Source organism: Cellulophaga sp. 20_2_10 (assembly GCF_023476645.1).
Classification (GTDB): Bacteria; Bacteroidota; Bacteroidia; order Flavobacteriales; family Flavobacteriaceae; genus Cellulophaga.
The window spans coordinates 93,239-113,915 of sequence record NZ_JAMCOJ010000009.1 but is presented as its reverse complement, the minus strand read 5'-3'; the positions used below and the strand labels follow the sequence as shown (position 1 = coordinate 113,915).

The window sequence follows — 20,677 nt, the reverse complement described above, 5'->3', positions numbered from 1 at the left end:
AAATGTACAATTTATTTGTGACAATTTTATTCTTGAAAAAGATATTTTTTTGAGCTTAAAATTAATGTTTAGCAACAACTATTTTTTTATGGGTTGATGTATAAACTCTTTAAAAAAATAATCCTTGTTTTTATAAAACTATTGCTAGTGTATATAAACAAGGATTATAGTACTATTAAATCTATTCTGTTTTAAGCAGACATAGGTTTGTGTTTACGAACAGGGGTATTCTGTATTAAGTCTATATAAAGATTTACTTTTTGTTTTAAATCTCTTCTATGTGTAATAAAGTCTAAAAATCCGTGTTCTTTTAAGAATTCTGATGATTGAAAACCTTCAGGAAGATCTTTACCTGTTGTGTCTTTTACAATTCTAGGACCAGCAAAACCAATTAAAGCACCTGGTTCTGCAATATTTATATCTCCTAACATTGCATAAGATGCGGTTGTACCACCAGTTGTAGGGTCTGTACATAAAGATACATATGGTAGTCCTGCTTCTGCCAATTGTGCTAGCTTAACAGATGTTTTTGCTAATTGCATTAAAGACAACGCAGCTTCCATCATACGGGCTCCTCCAGATTTTGAAATCATCATAAAAGGAACTTTCTTCTTTATAGCGAAATCTATTGCTCTTGCAATTTTTTCACCAACAACACTACCCATAGAACCACCAATAAAGCTAAAATCCATACAAGCAATAACGATGTCATTACCGTTAGATTTACCTATTGCAGTTCTTACAGCGTCTTGAAGCCCTGTCTTTTTCTCGGCAGCTTTTAAGCGATCTACATACTTCTTAGTATCTTCAAACTTTAAAGGGTCTTTAGATGATAATTTAGCGTCTAATTCTTTAAACTTATTATCATCAAAAAGTATTTCAAAATATTCCTTACTTCCTATTCTTACGTGGTAGTCATCTTCTGGACTAACGTAAAAATTCTTTGCTAAAACTTCAGATTCAACAATTTTTCCTGTTGGAGATTTATACCACAATCCTTTAGGAGTGTCTTTTTTCTCTTCTGTAGCTGTCTGTATTCCTTTTTCTTTTCTTTTAAACCAAGCCGACATAAAATAATATTAAGTTAATTGGTGATCTTTTATTATAATGTGTTTACATTATTAAGATCCTCAAATGCTTTCTTTAAACGTGTACTAAACGTTTTTTCTCCTTCACGAAGCCAAACTCTTGGATCGTAAAACTTTTTATTTGGTACATCTGCACCATCTGGATTTCCTATTTGTGCTTTTAAATAGTCTTTTTTATCCAGTACATAGTCTCTTACTCCTTCTAAAAATGCATATTGTAAATCTGTATCAATATTCATTTTTATAACTCCATAACCAATAGCTTCTCTAATTTCTTCTAATGTAGAACCAGAACCTCCGTGAAAAACAAAGTCAATGTGGTTTTCTTCTACATTGTATTTTTTAGTGATATAATCTTGAGAGTTTAATAATATTTTTGGAGTTAGTTTTACGTTACCTGGCTTGTATACACCGTGTACGTTACCAAATGCTGCTGCAATTGTAAATTTAGGGCTTATTTTAGAAAGTTCTTCGTAAGCAAATGCAACTTCTTCTGGTTGTGTGTATAGTTTAGAATCATCTACATCAGAATTATCTACACCATCTTCTTCACCACCTGTAATACCTAATTCTATTTCTAATGTCATACCCATTTTGCTCATTCTAGCAAGGTATTCTTTACAAATCTCTATATTTTCTTCAATTGGCTCTTCAGATAAATCTATCATATGAGAGCTAAATAAAGGCTTTCCTGTTTCTGCAAAGTGTTTTTCACTAGCATCTAGTAAGCCATCTATCCAAGGTAATAATTTTTTAGCACAATGGTCTGTATGTAAAATAACAGTTGCACCATAAGCTTTTGCTAATTCATGAACATGTTTAGCGCCTGCAATAGCACCAACAATAGCAGCTTTTTGCCCATCGTTAGATAATCCTTTACCAGCGTTAAATTGTGCACCTCCATTAGAGAATTGGATAATAACAGGGGCATTTAAGTCTGCTGCTGTTTCTATAACACTATTTATAGTGTCAGATCCAATTACATTTACCGCAGGTAATGCAAAGCCTTTTTCTTTTGCGTAATTAAAAATTTCTTGTACTTGGTCGCCTGTAGCAACTCCAGGTTTAATGTTGTGAGCCATACTTTATGTGTTGGTATTTTTATTAGATTAACAAAGCAAAAGTAATAAAATTATTAGCGTTAAAAAGGATAATTAACACCAATGTTTATTGTTGCGTTACCAAAATTATAATCTCTAAACCATCTTTTTGATGCTTCTAACTCCGGATTATATGTTTTAAAACCAGTATCTAAACGCAGCACAAAGTATGTAAAATCATACCTGATACCAAAGCCAGTTCCTAATGCAATTTCGGTTAAAGAGCTAACATCTTTAAAGATCGCATCTTCATTTTCTTCATTGTCAAAAACATTCCAAATGTTGCCTGCATCTGCAAATAAAGCTCCTTTTATATTACCTGCAACAGGGAATCTAAATTCTAGATTTGCGGCTATTTTTAGGTTTGCTTCGTTAAAATCGTTTAAAGATTGTGTGCTTCCTGGACCAAGCGAATACGCATTCCAAGCTCTGTTGTCATTAGAGCCACCTGCAAAGTAACTTTTTGCAAACGGTATGCTATTAGAGTTGCCGTAAGGAACTGCTATGCCTAGAAAACCTCTAAAAGCCAACACATTCTGAGAGGGGAAACTCCAGTGCTTAATGTAATCAAAATCTGTTTTAATATATTGCGAAAATTGCACATCAAAAATCTCTTTTTTTCCATTATCATTCTCTTTAAAATCTACAACGCCAGAAAGTAAAGATAGTACGTTGCCGGCACCTTCTATTTTTATTTTAAATTGATGAAAGTCATTATCGTTTATTCCTGTTCTACTGTCTTTAGTATACGAAAAATTAGTAGCAAAGATTAGGTTGTTTTCAGTTAGTCTTTTTTCTCTTTCATCTATGCTTCTAACTTCTTTATAATCATCAGATGTAGAAGCAGCTAAACCTTGATTTAAAACTTGGTCAATAAACCCACTTGTACCAAGAGGAATTTTTAGTTTTGGGTCAGAATTACCTTCAGATGTTTCAAATAACTCACTTAAAGCAGGGTTGTCTTGGTAATTATCTGCAACATCGTCTAATCTGTTGTACGTACTTTGGTACACATTATAAAACCTACCAGGATTTAAGTTCCTAATAAATTGAATATTTAAAAGTTCTAAAGAATTTTTTTTGAATTGAGAAGCAGACCAATTATACCCTAAAATAGCATTGACATTTTGTTTGTCTAATCCTATGTTTTTCTGAAAATTTGTTCCAATTACCATTCTGGTTTGTGGTAACATATAAGGAGGTATAATTTTCTTTGTTTTAAAAGGCATCCAAATTCTAGGAACAATTAAATTTATATCTGCACCTATTTCAGAAACTGATTTTTCATTAGGATTATTTACTTCACTTAAAACACCCAAAGATCCACGAGCAGATAAACTAAGCGTTTCTGCACCTCCAAAAACATTCTTAATTGCTAGAGAAGAACTAAAAGCGGCGCCAAGTCTTTGTATGTTAGAGTGTGTGCCTTCTATATTTGTTTCTAATAAATATTTTTTTAATGGCGATAAGTAAATGTTGGTATTTAACTTATTGCCAAGAGAATCAAACGTAATATTAGGATATTTAAAAGTGTTTAGGTTACTTATTTGTTTGTAAGTTCTAGATTTATTTATCTCCCTGTAAATACTATCTTTTTTAATAAAAATAGCATTGGTTAGTGCTTTTGGCTTGTACTTTAGTTTATCCTTATAGTATATAGTGTAATTTTCGAAGTTTAAAGTTTTCATACTAGAAACATCATCTCCAAAATGATAGTCTGTATAAATATTAATGGTGTCAAAGGCGTAGATCTTGTATTCGGTAAGTTTATGTTCTCCTCTTTTCTTTAGGTTGTTAATCTGTATTTTAACAGACATATTTTTAGAGGTAGGTCTGTTTGTACTATCACTAGGGATATCATACTCAATAGAACTTTCTTGAAAATTATAAATTCCAGTATTTTTAAAGAGCTTGGTTAAGCGTTCTCTTTCTTTATAAAAGTTAGAAGAATTATACTGTTCTTTTTCTTTTAAAAACGATTCTCCTTTGTGAATTTGATAAATTGAATCTAGGGTGGCAGAAGCTATGTTTTGTGATATGCTGTCTACCATATACGCATCTCCAAGTTGAAGTTTGTAGTTTATATGTGCGCGTTGTTTTTTATTTGTGGTGTCTACTTGGTATGATGATTCTGTGTCAAAATACCCTTTGTTATTATAGAAAAATTTTAATTGTCTGGCAGATTTTGCAGATTTAGTTGTATCTATTATAGCAGGAGACTCACCTATGTTTTTTAACCATTGACTAGCACCTTTTACCATAAAAGATTCCCCAAGAGCATCTACTTGTTTTTTAGATAAGAACTTAGTAAGTCTTTCTATCCTTTTTGGTTTTTTATGCAGCCACACTTGGTAAAGTGAATCTGGATTGTCTTTAGCTAAATTATATAAGTTTAAGCGCAAAGGGTAGCCTAATAAGTTGCTGTTAGGTTTTTGAGAAATTAAACTAAAAGCATCTTCGTTTTTTATTTTTTTACCATCTGCAGTTACCGTATTTTTAGTAAGTAAAAGTTCGTCGTCTTCTACTTTTTTTAGTGCATTACAAGATGTTATTGCTATAACTAGCAATAATAATCCTATTTTTGTAAACTGTTTTGTGTTACGTAAACGCATTTTCATAGAGTTCAAAAATACATTATTTGTATGGTTAGTAAAAGCCAAATAAAGTTTATAAAAAATCTACAGCAAAAAAAGTACCGAACGGAACATAAGTTATTCGTGGTTGAGGGTATTAAGGTGGTAAAAGAATTGGCAAATGCGAATGTGAAACCTTATGCTATTTATACAACTAGCAATATTATTTTATCTGAAGAAACTTTTAAATGCGAACTAATTTCTGAAGCCGATCTAAGAAAGGTAAGTGCTCTAAAGACACCTAATAATATTTTAGCTGTTTTTTATCAGCCTAAAGAAAAAGAAATAACAAAAGATAATTGGGTTGTTGCTGTTGATGATGTGCGTGATCCCGGAAATTTAGGTACTATAATAAGGTTGTGCGACTGGTTTGGAATAACAGACTTATTTTGCTCTAACCATACAGTAGATTGCTACAATCCAAAAACATTACAAGCAACAATGGGTTCCTTGGCTAGGGTAAATATTGTTTATGGTAATTTAGAAGATTTTTTACAAACAACTAAAATGCCTATATATGGAGCCTTTATGGACGGAAAAGAGGTGTACAAGGAAGACTTTGTAAGTAAAAAAGGAATTTTGGTAATGGGTAATGAGGCTAATGGAGTTTCTTCTGAAGTTGAAGGTTTAATAACTAAAAAAATTAGTATTCCGCAATTTGGTGCAAAAACTACAGAGAGTTTAAATGTAGCAACAGCAACAGCAATTTTGTTAAACGAAATTAGAAGAGGCTAGTACTACTCAAACGTAAAGTTGATAAAAATACCTCTAGTTTTCATAGAATTAATATTTCCTGTCCACGGACTGTTAGCGTCTACATCTGGTACTAATTCATCATTAATAGCAAAAACACCTCTAATAGATGGCGAAAATTTAAAATACTCTAGGTAAAAATCTACACCAAAGCCCATTTCATAATAATAAGTTGCCTTTTTCATTCTAAAAGTAGTTCCGCTGTTATCTTCAATACTATCTTCATTACTACTTAAATTCATAGAGGTAGATGCGCCACCAATAAGATAAGGCTTCCAATTTCCTATTCTTTTGGCGCTTACCTTAAGTAATAAAGGAAAATTAATGTAGGTGCTTTTTACTTCTCTAATAGCATCATTAGCATCAGAAAAACCTCTAAACCCTAAAGTTCTTTTTGTGTAATGTAAACCGGGTTCAAAACGTAAGTCTAAGAAATTATTTAATCTTAGTTCACCAATTAAACCAACATTAAAGCCCATAGATTTATCAACTAAAATGTCACCGAGGTCATCTTTATAGTCAAATTTAAAATCGTATTGGTTAAAGCCAAGAAAGTAACCCCAGTTTAAAGGGCGTAAATCTTCGCTTTCTAAATTCATTATGGGATCCTCGTTAAACTGAGCATTTACAGTGTTGCCAGCAATAAAAAGGCACAAAAAAAGAAACAGAATTTTTTTCATTAGATTTTCATATCTTATTTAGAAGCAACGTAAATGGATGCTACTCCAAAAGTTTGCGGCTTATTCTCTATAGATATAAACCCATTTTTCTCTAAAATATTGTTGAACTCTTTTCCGTGAGGAAAAATAGATGCAGATTCAGATAAATAAGAGTATGCTGTACGGTCTTTAGAAAACAATTTACCAATGGTTGGTAGTATGTATTTTGTGTAAAATTTATACCCTTGTTTAAAAGGTGTTTTTACTGGTACAGAAGTTTCTAGAACTACAAAAGTACCTTTTGGTTTTAGGACACGAAAAATTTCTGATAAGCCTTTGTCAAGGTTTTCAAAGTTACGTACGCCAAATGCTACAGTAATAGCATCAAAAGTATTGTCTTTAAATGGTAGATTCTCACTATCACCAATAATCATATCTATAGTATCAGCTAGTTTTTTATCGGCAACTTTTTGCTTGCCAACGTCTAGCATTCCTGGAGATATATCTAAACCAGTGATTTTAGTTGCTCCTGTTTTAACTAGGTTAATGGCCAGGTCGCCAGTACCTGTAGCAATGTCTAAAATAGTTTTAGGTTGCTTGTTTTTTAAAATCGCAACAACTCTGTTACGCCATTTTATATCGATACCAAAAGAAATAACCCTGTTTAACCCGTCGTAATTCTTAGAAATAGTGTCAAACATTTGAGTGACCTGTTCTTTTTTTCCAAGTTCAGAATTTTTGTAAGGAGTAACTTTTTCTGCCATTATTAATTTTTTTGCAAAGATAACATAAAGGTTACATTTTATGCGTTATAGAGGGGTAAAAGAGCTAGAACTAAGTACTAAATAGCATATTAGCTAGTAAAATGTTTTAAATAGTATGCTAAAGTAGTATGGTGTTAACTGCTTAACAAATAAATAAATACCGTATTTTAGAGCGAGGTTAGTTTATATTTGTTTTTACGTCTATATACAAGCCGATTGCATAAAAAAGAGTAATTTTGCCGTCCAAAGTTTACCAAGGTGCATTTTGGCTTAGTTAAATAAATATATGAAGATTATTATAGCGGGTGCAGGAGAGGTTGGCTTTCATTTGGCAAAATTATTGTCTTTTGAGTCGCAAGATATTACCTTAATAGATACTTTTAAGGAAAGTCTAGCGTATGCAGACAGTCATTTAGATATTCGTGTTTTAAAGGGAGATGCTACTTCTGTTGCAGTTTTAAAAGATGCACAGGTTGAAAAATCAGATCTTGTAATTGGTGTTACATCATCAGAAACAACAAACCTTACGCTTTGTATTTTAGCAAAGCAATTAGGGTGTAAACGTACTATTGCCCGTATTTCTAATACAGAGTTTATAAAGAATAAAGAAATTTTAAATTTCGAAAAACTAGGAATAGACGAACTTATTTCTCCAGAAGAGTTAGCCGCTACTGAAATACAATTACTATTAAACCAGTCTGCTTTTAACGAGAGTTATGAGTTTGAGGACGGGGCCTTAATTATGATTGGTGTTTGTTTGCCAAAATCGGCTCCTTTTGTCGGTAAAATGGTAAAAGAAGCAGCGCGTATATTTCCAGAATTACACTTTATGCCAATTGCAATACAGCGTGTTGGTACACAATATACAATTATACCAAGAGGAGATACCGAATTCATGAAAGGGGATCAGGTTTATTTTATTACCTCTAAGGCTGGTTTAGATGATCTTCTAAAACTTACCGGAAAAGAAAAAAGGCAAATTAAAAACGTGATGATTCACGGTGGAAGTAAGCTTGGGTATAAAACAGCACGTGATTTATGTGGTAAAAAGTTTAATGTTAAGCTAATAGAGAAAGATAAAGAAAGAGCATTGCAACTTGCAGACGATTTGCCAAACGCTTTAGTAATTAATGCAGATGGTAGAAATGTAGAGGTTTTAGAGGAAGAAAATTTAGATGCTATGGATGCTTTTATTTCTGTAACATCAAATTCAGAAACCAACATTATGTCTTGTCTAGTAGCAAAATCTAGAAACATAAAAAAAACGATTGCCCTAGTAGAGAATATGGATTATTTTCAGCTATCGCATACCATTGGTATAGATACTTTAATTAATAAAAAATTATTAGCAGCCAATAATATTTTTAAACACATTAGACGTGGAGAAGTGGTTGCTATGACACGTTTAAACAATCTTAACGCAGAGATTTTAGAGTTTGTAGTAAAACCTAATTCTGCGGTTAGGGGTAAAATTATAAAGGAGTTAGACTTTCCTAGATCAGCAACCATAGGTGGCGTTGTTAGGGATGGTGAAGGTATTATTGCTTTAGGTGATTTCGAAATTTTAGAAGGAGATAGAGTGGTGGTATGTTGTTTGCCAAGAGCTATTCCTAAAATTGAAAAGCTGTTCTTGTAAAATGACGTTAAATTATAAAATCATTATTCATATAATGGGCTTGTTGCTACTTTGTAACGGTGCATTTATGGGTATTTCTGCTGGTATAAGTGCTATTTATGATGATGGTGCGACATTAGAAATTGCTATGGCAGCCTTGGTAACATTAGCAGCGGGTGCAATGGCTATGCTAGCTACTAGAGGTCATAAAAAAGAAGTAAAGAGAAAAGAAGGTTATTTAATAGTGACCTTTGGGTGGATAGTGATGTCTTTATCAGGTGTGCTACCTTATCTTTTTACAGAATCTATTCCTAGTTTTACGAATGCTTTTTTTGAAACTGTTTCTGGGTATACAACCACAGGGGCATCTATCTTAAATGACATTGAGGCATTGCCAGAGGGAGTTCTTTTTTGGCGAAGCTTAACACATTGGATCGGTGGTATGGGTATTATTGTTTTGGCAATTGCCATTTTGCCAATATTAGGTATTGGTGGTATGCAATTGTTTTCTGCAGAAGCTCCAGGACCAAGTGCAGATAAATTACACCCGCGTATTACAGATACAGCAAAAAGGCTTTGGTACATTTATGTTGGCTATACCGTTGCAGAAACTATTTTATTGCAATTAGCGGGTATGTCTTTCTTTGATGCAATTAATCATTCATTGGCAACATTGTCTACCGGTGGTTTTTCTACAAAAAACGCAAGTTTGGCGTATTGGAATAATGATCCATTAGTGCAATATATTGTAATCTTATTTATGTTTTTAGCAGGTAGTAATTTTGTGTTAAGTTACTTTGCTTTTAAGGGTAAAATACAGAAAATGTTTAGGGACGAAGAGTTTAAGTTTTATACTGGCTTTGTCGTTTTCTTTACGTTAATAGCGGCACTTACAGTTTACTTAAAGGCAAATGTGCCGGTTTCAGATTACCATCCTATGGTTTTAGGAGAAGCAGAAAGTGCTTTTAGGCATACCTTATTCCAAATAGTGTCTGTAATTACAACAACAGGTTTTGTTACAGCAGATTTTACAAACTGGACACCCTTTTTAACCGTTTTCTTTTTTGGATTAATGTTTTTAGGTGGCTGTGCAGGTTCTACAGCTGGTGGTATTAAAGTGATGCGTCACTTGTTAATTATTAAAAACGGATTGCTAGAGTTTAAAAGGACTCTACATATAAATGCAATTATCCCGGTACGATACAATAATAAAATGGTGCCAGAAAAAATAGTGTACAACATTGTCGCCTTCTTGGTTTTATATATGTTGTTATTTATAATTGGAGCTTTGGTATTAAGCTTTTTAGGGTTAGATTTTGTCTCTGCTATTGGTGGAGCGGCAACTTCTTTAGGGAATGTTGGGCCAGGTTTAGGTAGTCTTAATCCGCTTGCAAATTTTGATAGTTTGCCAGGTTTAGCAAAATGGTGGACAGCTTTTTTAATGTTAGCAGGTAGACTAGAATTATTTACGGTGCTTATTATTTTGACTCCGTACTTTTGGAAGAAGATATAAATGTAGTTAATAGGTTGTTTGTCTTAGACTGAATCTTAGATTTAAAAAAAGAGGACCAACCTAATAAATAACCGCTAGTTCCCAATGCCTGTTTGGACCAATTCCATAAATCAAACTTATCTGTGTGTGCTATTATTTTACCCTCAAAAAAGGTAAAATTAGCAGTAATATTATTTATTACTTTTCTTTTTTTTGGTCCATAAGCGTAGACAGCTTTCCAATTAACACTTCCGTTATTCTCTGTAACTTTAATACCAGTATAAGTTATAGTAGATCCGCCATTGCTTCTGCTTAATAGCATTTGCCACATGGCTTTTGCTTTATTGCCATGTAGAGTTCCAAAAGCAGGATCTGTAAAAACAATATCATCGTGGTAGCAACTAATCATACCATCAGCATCTGCATTAGAAAAAGAAGTGTAGAATTTTTCAATAAGTTCTTGGTTTGTCATTTTAGGTTGTTTTAGTATGTGTTAGTCATATCAGCATCAACACAAATAATGTAATTAGCAACATTTAAATGCTCTTCTTCTAATTTAGAAATATCCTTTTGGCTCACAGTAGATAATGTAGCATACTGTAAGCTTGTATTCTCTCTTTTTAAATACCATAAGATGCCTTCGTAATTGTTAGAGTGGTACGCACCATTATAGTGTATAAAAGTTGTGTTGGGTTTATAGTTCTTTAAAATGAAATGAGCCATCGTTGCATCTTTTATCGCTTGTGCCATTACAAGTTCTGGAGTACCGTGATCTCCCATCATTTTTAAAATATTTTTATATGTCGGTAATTCACTATCAAAAGCTATTGGCAAAGGTGCAATCCATTCTTTTTCTTTGGCTGATAAAGTGTCTAAGGCTCCAAATCCTTTTTTATATACCAAACTCGCGTATCTGCGTGGTATATTGGTGGCTATAAACGGCAACGTATGATCTTTTGAAAAATTTACTAAAGGAGCATAATCGGTTTTGTAATTGGGCCATAGTCTGGCAACTGTGTCTAATGTTTTTGCATCTATAACACCAGCTAAGTAATTGTTTAACTGTGGTTGGTTATCTGCCTCTAGCATTTCGGCACCTAATACAACCGTTTTGCTTTTGTATATGTCTTTAGTAACTTCTAGCTCTAGCCAATGAGCAATTGCGTTGTTGTGTAGTTCTCCAAATAATATAACATCTTTTTTATTTAAGTCTTTTAGCATTTTCTTGTAACTAACCTTTTTTCCTTTAGCATTGTAAATTATATATGCTGGTTTTTGGCTGAATACAAATAGTGTAAAAAATACGAAAGTTAGAGTTAGATATGCTTTTTTCATTTCTGATAAATAGTTTAAAAGTCTAAGTTAATTTAATAAAATAAAAATGCAAAAGTGCTTAATATGCCAATAGTAATTGGTATTACAATTACAAAGTAAATAAAAGTTGCTAGAGAACATTTAATAAAGCTTAAAAACCAACCTTGTTTGTAGAATTTTATAGCGGCAAGACATAGGTATATAAAGGTAGATAAAACAATTAAAAATTGAATATAACCTGAAAAACTTGGCCAAATAAAGCTTACTAGCATTAAAATTATAAAGGTGCTAAAAAGGTATGAGAAATAATAAAAGCCAAATACTAGATGATAAGCAAACGGACCTTTATTATAAAAAAGTAATTTTAAAATGAATGCAAATATTGGAAGTAGAAAAAATAGTGCAATTGGGATAGTGTCATAAAATGAATGCAGAATACTTGCTAAACTACCATTATCCTTATAAAGTTTTAGTACTTGAGCGTATACCTTTTTATTAAAATAACCAGCGTTTTTTGATTGCCCCATTTCTTTAGTAATTAAAGAGTCTGGCGCGCTAATAGCGATTAAGGAATCTACTTTGGATTCATTAAAGCCAAAAGTCATAAAATCATCACCATTGTAATTTCTTCCTCTAATAATAGAATCTAACTTAGCTAATTCCTCATCTTTTAATCCTGTTTTATCTTGGTTTTTTTTAAGTTTATCTATAACGGTAGCGGCAGCTAAAGAATCGTTAGTATTATACGTTTTTATAGAATCTATAGTTTGTTGAAGTGTTTTTTCTGATTTTACACTTTCTCTTATTTGTTGTTCTTGTTTGCTTACTTTAAAAGAAAAGAAAAAGAAGAATATAATGGAAGAAAACAAGTATAGCTGTGCGGGGTGCAGGTATAATAAACGTTTTCCCTCTATAAACTTAGTAGGTAAATAACCAGGCTTAAAAAGCAACGGAAAAAAACTTTTAAAGAAACGAGCATCAACAGAGAAATAATTTTTAATAGTGTTTCTAAATAAAACACCTACGGTTAATTTATCGTTAGATTTTTGTCCGCAATGTGGACAGTACTCAAAACTTGCGTCGAACTTATTTTCGCAATTTTTACAAGTGACATTAGTATTGGGCATTTAGACTGGTTTTGCAGCTAAAGTAATTATTATTTTTATAAGAGTGAACTAAATATTTTACTATACTTAGTTGGTAGGTCTTTCATAACATTCATTTTTTCATTTGTAAATGGATGTATAAAAGATAGAGAGTAGGCGTGTAGGTAGAGTCCTTTTCCTTTTACAATTAGACCTTCTATACCATATTCCGCATCGCCTAAAATAGGATTGCCTATAGTTGCTAGGTGTATTCTAAGTTGATGCTTTCTTCCTGTTTTAGGAAAAAGTTTTACCAAGTTTAAACAATCATATTTTTTAGAAGGCACGCTCTCTAAAACCGTATAAGTTGATGATGCTTTTTTGTCATCTACATTGGTCTCTATTTTTCCTTCTTTAGGCATACTGCCTGTGGTTATTGCAAAGTATGCTTTTTTGATTTCTTTATTTTGAAAAAGCTTATTTAAAGCTAAGATGCTAGCGGATGTTTTACCAACGAGCAATAGGCCTGTTGTTGGATAGTCTAGTCTGTGTACGGGTCTTGGTCTTGTGGCGTCTGGTAAGTTGCTTTTTGTAATGTTTTGCTCTAGGGCGTTGTCTATTGTTTTAAAAGAATTACCGCTGACTAAAATTCCGGCTGGCTTGTTTATTACGGCCAAATAATTGTCTTGGTAAACAATTTCTAGATCTAGAACTAACTTTTTTTTACTGAGGTCTTCTTTTGGTTTTGAATATGTAATGGTTTCTAATCCGTGAATATATGTAGCGGTAGATGCTTTTTTTGCATCAATATATAAAAGGCCTTTTTTTATAGCTTTCTTTAGCGCAGATTTGGTGCTTAGACCTATAAAAATACCAACGCCGTATTCTTGAAACCTGATAGGTTTTTCTTGCGTAGCAGCTATGTGAGTTTCTGTAGAAATGATTGCTATTTTAATACAGTAAATTAATAAAAAAAGGTCTTACTGCAAATTGCAAATAAGACCTTTTGTGTAATTTTAAGTAGTTATTATAGAACAGCTTTAATTCTGCTAATAGCTTCTCTTAATTCTTTTTCTGCTGCTGCATAAGAAATACGTATGCAATTTGGATTGCCAAAAGCTTCACCCGTAACAGTTGCAACATTTGCATTTTCTAGTAAATACATAGAAAAATCAGATGCTGTATTAATCGTAGTGCCGTTTAAAGTTTTGCCAAAGAAATCAGAGATATCTGGAAAAACGTAAAAAGCACCTTCTGGTACATTTAATTTAAATCCTTCAACTTCTCCTAAAAGTTCCAAAATAAGATCTCTCCTTTTGTGAAACTCATCAATCATAAATTGTATTTTGCTAACAGGAGCATCTAATGCTGCAATAGTAGCACGTTGTGCAATAGCATTTGCGCCACTAGTAATTTGTCCTTGAAACTTTGTGCAAGCTTTAGCAATAGATTCTGGGGCACCAATGTACCCAATACGCCACCCAGTCATAGCAAATGCCTTAGAGACACCGTTAACAGTTATTGTACGGTCGTACATACCGTCTATGCCAGCGATGCTAACGTGACCACCTCTAAAGTTGATGTGTTCGTAAATTTCATCAGAAACTACGTAGATATTTGGATGTTTTTTTAATACTTCGGCTAAACCTTCTAATTCTTCTTTGCTGTAAACAGATCCGCTTGGGTTGCAAGGAGAGCTAAACCACATCATTTTAGTGTTAGGTGTAATTGCAGCTTCTAACTGTGCAGGAGTCATTTTAAAATCTGTATCTATGCTTGTTGGCACTTCTACAGGTGTTCCTTCTGCAAGTTTTACAATATCACTATAACTAACCCAGTAAGGTGCAGGTAAAATAACTTCATCTCCTTTGTTTAACATACACATTGCTATGTTTGCTAAAGATTGTTTTGCACCTGTGCTTACTACAATTTGGTTAAGACCGTACGTTAAGTTGTTGTCTCTTTTAAATTTGTTCGCAATAGATTGTTTTAAATCTGCATAACCATCTACAGGAGAATAACTGCTGTAGTTGTCATCTACAGCTTGTTTTGCAGCGTCTTTAATAAAGTCAGGAATATTAAAATCTGGTTCTCCTAAACTTAAACCAATAATGTCTTTACCAGAGTTGCGTAACTCTCTTGCTTTTGCTGCCATTGCTAAAGTGGCAGAGGTAGACATATTTGTAATTCTGTTAGATAAATGGTTGCTCATGCTTTTCTATTTTTACTAGTACTGTAAAGCTGGTTTTTTACCTAGCTCTTTTAGATGTTTAAAGTGCGAAATTATAGCTTTCCTAGTAGTTTTGTATTCATTATAAGGCAAATTAAATTCATTTGCTGTTTCTTTCACAATTTTAGCGATTTTTGTGTAATGAACGTGACTAATATTTGGAAAAATATGATGTTCAACTTGGTGATTTAATCCACCAGTATACCAATTAACAATTCTATTTTTAGTTCCAAAGTTTACAGTAGTAAATAATTGGTGAATAGCCCAAGTGTTTTTCATAGTACCACTTTCATCAGGTAAAGGAGTATCTGCATCATCTACAACATGTGCTAATTGGAATACAACACTTAATATTACACCAGCAACGTAGTGCATAATAAAGAAACCAATAAGAATTTGCCACCAAGCAATATCAATAAAAAGTAAAGGCAATACAATCCATATAGTAATGTACAATAATTTAGTAATTACTAAAGTACTCCAGTTCCCAACTTTACTAGGTTTTTTACCATAAGATAAGTTGCGTTTCATGTAACGGTACATTTGCTGAAAATCTGTAGTAATAGCCCAGTTAAATGTTAATAGTCCGTATAAGAAAACAGAATAAAAATGTTGAAACCTATGATGTTTATGCCATTCTGCATGTTTAGAAAAACGTAAAATCCTCCCAGCCTCTAAATCTTCATCATGCTCATGAATATTTGTGTAGGTGTGGTGTAAAACATTATGTTGTACTTGCCAGTTGTATACATTACCTGCAAGTATGTAAATACTACCGCCCATAAATTTATTTACCCATTTGTTGTTAGAGTAAGCACCGTGGTTACCATCGTGCATCACATTCATACCAACACCAGCCATACCAATACCCATAACAATGGTTAATAGTAAGTTTGCCCAAATTGGCAATCCTAATGTGAGTATTAAAAAATAGGGCGCTAAAAATAGCGTGAACATAACTATAGTTTTTAAGTGTAGTCTCCAGTTCCCTGTTTTTTTAATGTCGTTTTCTTTAAAATAAGTATTCACACGTTTATTCAAAGTTTTAAAAAACTGAGTTGAATCTTTTCGTGAAAATCTGATAGATTTATTCTCCATAATTTGTTGATTCTGATATTCCCTTTTTACTGTTAAGGGAGTTGTATTTTTATATTGTAGAAATTTATAATTTTAGTTTTGAATAGCTTCTAGATATTGTTAGACGTAAAAACTAAGTAAAGATAACGCAAAAGTACTTTTTATAATATGATAATTATCTTAAAATAAGAAATTTTTATGATTTAGGAAATGCTTACTTTTGCCAAAACTTAGATAAAATTTATGAAGTCCGATATTATTTTTAAGTATTTTCCAGACTTAACCGAGGAGCAAAAGCAACACTTTATTCAACTTGAAGCATTATATGCAGATTGGAACCAGAAAATTAACGTAGTTTCTAGAAAAGATATTGACGAAATTTATTTGCGTCATATTTTACATTCTACGGGTATAGCAAAATTTCAGCAGTTTTTACCAGGTGCAACAGTTTTAGATGTTGGTACAGGTGGTGGTTTTCCGGGTATTCCTTTGGCTATACTTTTTCCAGAAACGCACTTTACATTGGTAGATGCTATTGGTAAAAAAATAAAAGTTGTGCAAGAGGTTATAGATGGTTTACAATTAACAAATGTAACCGCTAAACACATGCGTGTAGAGGAGTTAGATACTCAGTTCGATTTTATAGTGAGTAGAGCAGTGGCAGCGATGCCTACTTTTGTGCATTGGATAAAAGGACGTATAAAAAAGAATTCTATACACGAACGCAGAAACGGAATTTTATACCTTAAAGGTGGGGATTTATCAGAAGAGCTATTAGACTATAGAACTGCCGAAATATATAATTTATCAGATTATTTTACTGAAGACTTTTTTGAGACCAAAAAAATAGTTTACTTACCTTTAAAGTATAAAGGTTAATTTATATACTGAGCATTCTGTTAAAAGAGTATTTGCAATTTTTTGCATAGTTCTTTATATAGGTATACACGTTTAAAATACGAAACTGTTTTTTGTTATTTACGATCTTATCTTTCATAGGTTTTTAAATTTTACAATAAACAAACAATCTGTTTACATTTACTTAACGTTAAATTTACATTAAAATTGTGATAAAAACAATTTTAAACCTTTTCGGGGAAGTTTTAAGCATAAAAAAGCCAAAATCTTTAGAATTAAATCTAGGATTTTGGCTTTTTAAATTATCAGTAATTATGGCTTATCCTAAAAAAGGATATCTATAATCTGTTGGTGTAACAAAAGTTTCTTTTATTAATCTTGGAGAAACCCAACGTAATAAGTTTTGCGCAGAACCAGCTTTGTCGTTAGTTCCAGAAGATCTAGCGCCACCAAATGGTTGCTGACCAACAACTGCTCCAGTTGGCTTGTCGTTAATGTAAAAGTTACCAGCACAGTTTTGTAATGCTTGTGTAGCTTCTTCTATTGCGTAACGGTCACCAGATATAACAGCACCAGTTAATGCATACTCAGATGTAGCATCTACTAGTTTAAGTGTTTCTTTCCAATCTTTATCGTCATATACATATATAGTCACTACAGGGCCAAAAAGCTCAGTTTCCATAGTAGTGTACTTAGGATTTGTAGTTACAATAACTGTAGGCTCTATAAAATAACCTTTAGATTTGTCATAATTACCACCAGCAAAAACTTCAGCATCTTTATCTGCTTTAGCTCCGTCGATGTACTTTGCTAACTTGTCAAAAGATCCTTCATGAATAACAGCAGTAACAAAGTTACTCATATCCTCAGGAGATCCTGGTTTGTTAATAGTAGCTAAATCTCTTTTTACTAATTCTAAAGTTTCTGTAGCGGTAGATTTAGGTAAGTATACTCTAGATGCAGCACTACATTTTTGTCCTTGGAACTCAAAAGCACCACGTACAATAGCTGTAGCTACTTGTGCAGGGTTAGCTGTTTTGTGTGCTAAAATAAAATCTTTACCACCAGTTTCTCCAACTATTTTAGGATACGTTTTGTAATTATGTATGTTGTTTCCAATTTGTTTCCAAAGTTCTTTAAAAACATACGTAGAACCTGTAAAGTGCAATCCAGCAAAATCTGGGCTAGCTAAAGCAGTTTCTGTAACCATAACTGGATCACCGTAAACAACATTAATAACGCCATCTGGTACACCAGCCTCTTTAAATATATCTATAATTACTTTAGCAGAGAAAATCTGACTATCACTTGGTTTCCATAATACAACATTACCCATCATTGCAGCACTTGCAGGTAAGTTACCCGCAATAGCAGTAAAGTTAAAAGGAGTAATAGCGTAAACAAAACCTTCTAGTGGACGGTATTCTACTCTATTCCAGATACCTTCAGCAGAATCTGGTTGCTCAGCGTAAATCTGAGTCATATATTCTACGTTAAAACGTAAAAAGTCTATAAGTTCACAGGCAGCATCAATTTCTGCTTGGTGTATAGTTTTAGATTGTGCCATCATAGTAGCAGCATTAATCTTTGCTCTGTAAGGACCAGCAATTAATTCTGCAGCTTTCAAGAAAATAGCGGCACGTTGTTCCCAAGCTAAATTAGCCCAAGCCTCTCTAGATTCAAGAGCGTTTTCTATAGCTTTAGTAACGTGTTTCTTTTCTGCTAAATGGTAGTGTCCTACTATGTGTTTATGGTCATGCGGAGGAGACATAGGCCTTGTGTTGCCTGTTTTTATCTCTTCGCTTCCTATATATAAAGGAACGTCTACTGTTGAATTGTAGTAAGCTTTGTATTGCTCTAATACTGCTTCGCGCTCAGGAGATCCTGGAGCATAGCTTTTTATTGGTTCGTTAAAAGCGGTTGGAACTTGAAAAAATCCTTTACCCATTGTGCTACGTTTTATAAGTTTAATATCGTAACAAATGTACTAAAATCAAAATCGTTATTAAAACAAATTGGGTGTTAGTAAGTTGCTTTTTTAGTTTAAAGCAAAAGGAGCACTAAATTTAAATGTAGGTATCTGTACTCTAAACTTTTTGTTCTCGTTAAAACCAACCATATTATAATGTCCGCGCATAGCGCCAATTGGCGATGTTAATAAGCAGCCAGAGTTATAGGTATGAGATTGTCCTGGATTTAAAACTGGTTTTTTGCCAACAACACCTTCACCGTCCATAATTTCTAAATCATTAAGAGAATCGTAGATCTCCCAATGTCTAGAGGTTAATTGTACGGACTCTTTGCTAAGGTTTTCTATAGTAATAGTGTACCCAAAAGCATAGTGCATCTTGTAGTTCTTAAAAAAAGTACCTTCAAAATTAGTGCTTACAGATACTTTTATCCCCTTAGTAACTTGTGTAGTCATACGTTTTAATTTTTTTAAAAAAGTATAGTACTTAATTCAGTATTAAATCGAAAAAACTAGAGGTTAATTACAATGTAATGTAGGTTCTTATTTTTTCAGTAGGTTGTGTGTAACTATTTTACAGCGAGACACATTGGCTACATACAAATATAAAAAGTAATATTTAAAAATGTTTATGTAAAGGTATATATTCGGTAAACGAACAACTTAGTCTGCTTAAATAGTTGCTTTTAATTGGTTATGTTTCTAGAGTTTCCAGAACCCACGCCAATTAAACTATCGTATTGGTCGCCAAAGTTTCTGTAGTAAACTAAGACTAAATAATTATTTTCGGTAAAGTGAAAATTGCCTCCAATGGCGTTATTCTTTATTTCTCCTTTATCTGTTTTTAGTACGTATTTGTAATTGTAAAAACCTTGCTTTATTTTTATTTTAGCTTCTAGGTAGCCAGTTTTTTCATTGTAGGCCATTTTGTTTTCATCAGTTAAAGCATAGTTGTTAAATTTTCCAAAAACATAAACATCATCTAAACCTATGGCATCTGTGTATTCTAATTTAAAATGTATGTTGGTATATTCTGATTCTCTAGATGCATCCTCTCCTTGTTGGGTAGTAACTACAAAGTCGCCGTTAATATCAGGAAAATAAGTATAGGGTTCGTTTGCTCTTTGTATATCCCCATAAAGATAATGGTTGTAGATATCTTGTAATTCTACTCTTGCAATTGCGGTACTCGTGGAGCGCAAATCTTTGGTGGTAAAATTTAGAAATTCGTTGCCGCCAAAAAAGCTAGCCTCTTTATCATATTTGTATAGCAATTCTTTGCCAATTGTGTATTGTGGTTTAAGATTTGTAATAGCAGAAGGCCAATAGTAATTCTGGATAATAGCAACTTTTACTTCGTTTTTAGGGTTGATAAGTCTAAAATCACCTGCATTTATTGCTATTTGTACGGCTTGTTTTTCGTTTAGAAACTCAAACTCCCTTGTTCTTTTTGTTGCTACGCCAACAGATACTGCGTTTTGATAAATAAGAAAACGTCTAGAGAACTGAAGTTCATCATATTCATTATAAACCTCTAGCATGTAGTTACCGCTTACTTTAAAGCTAATATTGTTGTTTGGTAGTTGCAGTTGGTAATTAGAGTATGCTTGTAGCGTGTTGTAGCTGTTCTCGTAATTTGTAATTCTAAGATTGTCTAATCCTTTTAAGTATTGAGATTTTAATAGGGTAGAAGGTGACCAATCATAATTGTAGTATGTAACTTTATAATAGTAGTCTTCTTCAGATGCATTTAGATCATCAAATTCTAAGGTAATTCGATCTCCTGATAAAATTATTGGAAATTGATCTTCTGTGGTTCCTTTAAAAACTATCGATTTAATATTTTCTGGAGCGTCTTTTTCTACTGCAACTTGTGCTGTAGTGCTCCAAATAGCCAATAATAAAGATAGTATAAGGGTGTATTGTTTCATTTTGTATAATTATTACGCAAATATAAGCAAAAGTTGTGCCTAAAATTAGGACGCTGAAATTGCAATTTTATTTATTTAGAATTAATATAAATAATAACATCTTAGTTGA

General features: G+C 32.7%; 18 protein-coding genes. 4 read left to right on the top strand and 14 right to left on the bottom strand.

The genetic code is table 11. The features are described 5' to 3' along the window. Window positions 1–191: 191 nt before the first annotated feature. Genes accD through tamL form a run of 3 tightly spaced genes read right to left on the bottom strand, consistent with a single transcriptional unit; the run spans window position 192 to window position 4,806 of the window. Window positions 192–1,070 carry an acetyl-CoA carboxylase, carboxyltransferase subunit beta gene (gene accD / locus M4I21_RS15045; protein WP_249560052.1) on the bottom strand — a complete coding sequence of 293 codons (879 nt, stop codon included), beginning with the start codon at window positions 1,068–1,070 and terminating at the stop codon, window positions 192–194. Between the two features lie 32 nt (window positions 1,071–1,102). Then, window positions 1,103–2,170 carry a class II fructose-bisphosphate aldolase gene (gene fbaA, locus M4I21_RS15040; RefSeq protein ID WP_249560051.1) on the bottom strand — a complete coding sequence of 356 codons (1,068 nt, stop codon included), beginning with the start codon at window positions 2,168–2,170 and terminating at the stop codon, window positions 1,103–1,105. Window positions 2,171–2,229: 59 nt separating this feature from the next. Next, window positions 2,230–4,806: a translocation and assembly module lipoprotein TamL gene (tamL, locus tag M4I21_RS15035; RefSeq protein ID WP_249560050.1), complete on the bottom strand. Its 2,577-nt coding sequence runs from the start codon at window positions 4,804–4,806 to the stop codon at window positions 2,230–2,232. A 24-nt stretch (window positions 4,807–4,830) separates the two neighbouring features. Here tamL and M4I21_RS15030 point away from each other — a divergent pair, with 24 nt between their 5' ends. Next, entirely contained in the window at window positions 4,831–5,556 is a 726-nt protein-coding gene (locus M4I21_RS15030) for a TrmH family RNA methyltransferase (protein ID WP_249560049.1), read from the top strand. A gap of 2 nt (window positions 5,557–5,558) precedes the next feature. On the opposite strand, the gene porT is transcribed toward M4I21_RS15030, so the two are convergent. After that, entirely contained in the window at window positions 5,559–6,254 is a 696-nt protein-coding gene (gene porT, locus M4I21_RS15025) for a type IX secretion/gliding motility protein PorT/SprT (RefSeq protein ID WP_249560048.1), read from the bottom strand. Between the two features lie 14 nt (window positions 6,255–6,268). Next, complete coding sequence (gene ubiE, locus M4I21_RS15020) at window positions 6,269–6,997, bottom strand: bifunctional demethylmenaquinone methyltransferase/2-methoxy-6-polyprenyl-1,4-benzoquinol methylase UbiE (protein WP_249560047.1); 729 nt, start codon at window positions 6,995–6,997, stop codon at window positions 6,269–6,271. A 286-nt stretch (window positions 6,998–7,283) separates the two neighbouring features. Between ubiE and trkA the strand changes: the two genes are divergently transcribed. Both trkA and M4I21_RS15010 read left to right on the top strand, forming a co-directional pair. Next, window positions 7,284–8,633, top strand: coding sequence for a Trk system potassium transporter TrkA (trkA, locus tag M4I21_RS15015; protein WP_249560046.1), 1,350 nt, complete (start codon window positions 7,284–7,286; stop codon window positions 8,631–8,633). A gap of 1 nt (window position 8,634) precedes the next feature. After that, a complete protein-coding gene (locus M4I21_RS15010; RefSeq protein WP_072305031.1) occupies window positions 8,635–10,125 on the top strand; it encodes a TrkH family potassium uptake protein in 1,491 nt (496 codons plus the stop codon). Here the strand turns inward: M4I21_RS15010 and M4I21_RS15005 are convergent. The 6 genes from M4I21_RS15005 to M4I21_RS14980 form a co-directional block, all read right to left on the bottom strand. After that, window positions 10,091–10,576 carry a nuclear transport factor 2 family protein gene (locus M4I21_RS15005; protein ID WP_249560045.1) on the bottom strand — a complete coding sequence of 162 codons (486 nt, stop codon included), beginning with the start codon at window positions 10,574–10,576 and terminating at the stop codon, window positions 10,091–10,093. The two genes, M4I21_RS15010 and M4I21_RS15005, sit on opposite strands and share 35 nt — an antisense overlap. Before the next feature lie 11 nt (window positions 10,577–10,587). After that, the gene (locus tag M4I21_RS15000) at window positions 10,588–11,439 is read right to left on the bottom strand and encodes a ChaN family lipoprotein (RefSeq protein WP_249560044.1); all 852 of its coding nucleotides are present in this window, start codon (window positions 11,437–11,439) and stop codon (window positions 10,588–10,590) included. Window positions 11,440–11,471: 32 nt separating this feature from the next. Next, on the bottom strand, window positions 11,472–12,545 hold the full coding sequence (locus tag M4I21_RS14995; protein WP_249560043.1) for a DUF3667 domain-containing protein: 1,074 nt from the start codon (window positions 12,543–12,545) through the stop codon (window positions 11,472–11,474). Window positions 12,546–12,580: 35 nt separating this feature from the next. Beyond that, window positions 12,581–13,180 carry an RluA family pseudouridine synthase gene (locus M4I21_RS14990; RefSeq protein ID WP_349628887.1) on the bottom strand — a complete coding sequence of 200 codons (600 nt, stop codon included), beginning with the start codon at window positions 13,178–13,180 and terminating at the stop codon, window positions 12,581–12,583. 350 nt (window positions 13,181–13,530) lie between these two features. After that, window positions 13,531–14,715 carry a pyridoxal phosphate-dependent aminotransferase gene (locus M4I21_RS14985; protein ID WP_249560042.1) on the bottom strand — a complete coding sequence of 395 codons (1,185 nt, stop codon included), beginning with the start codon at window positions 14,713–14,715 and terminating at the stop codon, window positions 13,531–13,533. A gap of 15 nt (window positions 14,716–14,730) precedes the next feature. Next, complete coding sequence (locus M4I21_RS14980) at window positions 14,731–15,831, bottom strand: fatty acid desaturase family protein (protein ID WP_249560041.1); 1,101 nt, start codon at window positions 15,829–15,831, stop codon at window positions 14,731–14,733. A gap of 222 nt (window positions 15,832–16,053) precedes the next feature. Between M4I21_RS14980 and rsmG the strand changes: the two genes are divergently transcribed. Further along, window positions 16,054–16,689, top strand: coding sequence for a 16S rRNA (guanine(527)-N(7))-methyltransferase RsmG (gene rsmG, locus M4I21_RS14975; RefSeq protein WP_249560040.1), 636 nt, complete (start codon window positions 16,054–16,056; stop codon window positions 16,687–16,689). Window positions 16,690–16,987: 298 nt separating this feature from the next. Here the strand turns inward: rsmG and pruA are convergent, their stop codons facing one another. The 3 genes from pruA to M4I21_RS14960 form a co-directional block, all read right to left on the bottom strand. Continuing rightward, window positions 16,988–18,616, bottom strand: a complete 1,629-nt coding sequence (gene pruA, locus M4I21_RS14970) for an L-glutamate gamma-semialdehyde dehydrogenase (protein WP_249560039.1) — start codon at window positions 18,614–18,616, stop codon at window positions 16,988–16,990. A gap of 90 nt (window positions 18,617–18,706) precedes the next feature. After that, window positions 18,707–19,093 carry a Co2+/Mg2+ efflux facilitator ApaG/CorD gene (gene apaG / locus M4I21_RS14965; RefSeq protein WP_249560038.1) on the bottom strand — a complete coding sequence of 129 codons (387 nt, stop codon included), beginning with the start codon at window positions 19,091–19,093 and terminating at the stop codon, window positions 18,707–18,709. 230 nt (window positions 19,094–19,323) lie between these two features. Next, window positions 19,324–20,568 carry a type IX secretion system plug protein gene (locus M4I21_RS14960; RefSeq protein WP_249560037.1) on the bottom strand — a complete coding sequence of 415 codons (1,245 nt, stop codon included), beginning with the start codon at window positions 20,566–20,568 and terminating at the stop codon, window positions 19,324–19,326. Window positions 20,569–20,677 lie beyond the last annotated feature (109 nt).

Coding starts and splice junctions, on each gene's coding strand:
- accD (WP_249560052.1), bottom strand. CDS start 1,070: ATGTCGGCTTGGTTTAAAAGAAAAGAAAAAGGAATACAGACAGCTACA.
- fbaA (WP_249560051.1), bottom strand. CDS start 2,170: ATGGCTCACAACATTAAACCTGGAGTTGCTACAGGCGACCAAGTACAA.
- tamL (WP_249560050.1), bottom strand. CDS start 4,806: ATGAAAATGCGTTTACGTAACACAAAACAGTTTACAAAAATAGGATTA.
- M4I21_RS15030 (WP_249560049.1), top strand. CDS start 4,831: ATGGTTAGTAAAAGCCAAATAAAGTTTATAAAAAATCTACAGCAAAAA.
- porT (WP_249560048.1), bottom strand. CDS start 6,254: ATGAAAAAAATTCTGTTTCTTTTTTTGTGCCTTTTTATTGCTGGCAAC.
- ubiE (WP_249560047.1), bottom strand. CDS start 6,997: ATGGCAGAAAAAGTTACTCCTTACAAAAATTCTGAACTTGGAAAAAAA.
- trkA (WP_249560046.1), top strand. CDS start 7,284: ATGAAGATTATTATAGCGGGTGCAGGAGAGGTTGGCTTTCATTTGGCA.
- M4I21_RS15010 (WP_072305031.1), top strand. CDS start 8,635: ATGACGTTAAATTATAAAATCATTATTCATATAATGGGCTTGTTGCTA.
- M4I21_RS15005 (WP_249560045.1), bottom strand. CDS start 10,576: ATGACAAACCAAGAACTTATTGAAAAATTCTACACTTCTTTTTCTAAT.
- M4I21_RS15000 (WP_249560044.1), bottom strand. CDS start 11,439: ATGAAAAAAGCATATCTAACTCTAACTTTCGTATTTTTTACACTATTT.
- M4I21_RS14995 (WP_249560043.1), bottom strand. CDS start 12,545: ATGCCCAATACTAATGTCACTTGTAAAAATTGCGAAAATAAGTTCGAC.
- M4I21_RS14985 (WP_249560042.1), bottom strand. CDS start 14,715: ATGAGCAACCATTTATCTAACAGAATTACAAATATGTCTACCTCTGCC.
- M4I21_RS14980 (WP_249560041.1), bottom strand. CDS start 15,831: ATGGAGAATAAATCTATCAGATTTTCACGAAAAGATTCAACTCAGTTT.
- rsmG (WP_249560040.1), top strand. CDS start 16,054: ATGAAGTCCGATATTATTTTTAAGTATTTTCCAGACTTAACCGAGGAG.
- pruA (WP_249560039.1), bottom strand. CDS start 18,616: ATGGGTAAAGGATTTTTTCAAGTTCCAACCGCTTTTAACGAACCAATA.
- apaG (WP_249560038.1), bottom strand. CDS start 19,093: ATGACTACACAAGTTACTAAGGGGATAAAAGTATCTGTAAGCACTAAT.
- M4I21_RS14960 (WP_249560037.1), bottom strand. CDS start 20,568: ATGAAACAATACACCCTTATACTATCTTTATTATTGGCTATTTGGAGC.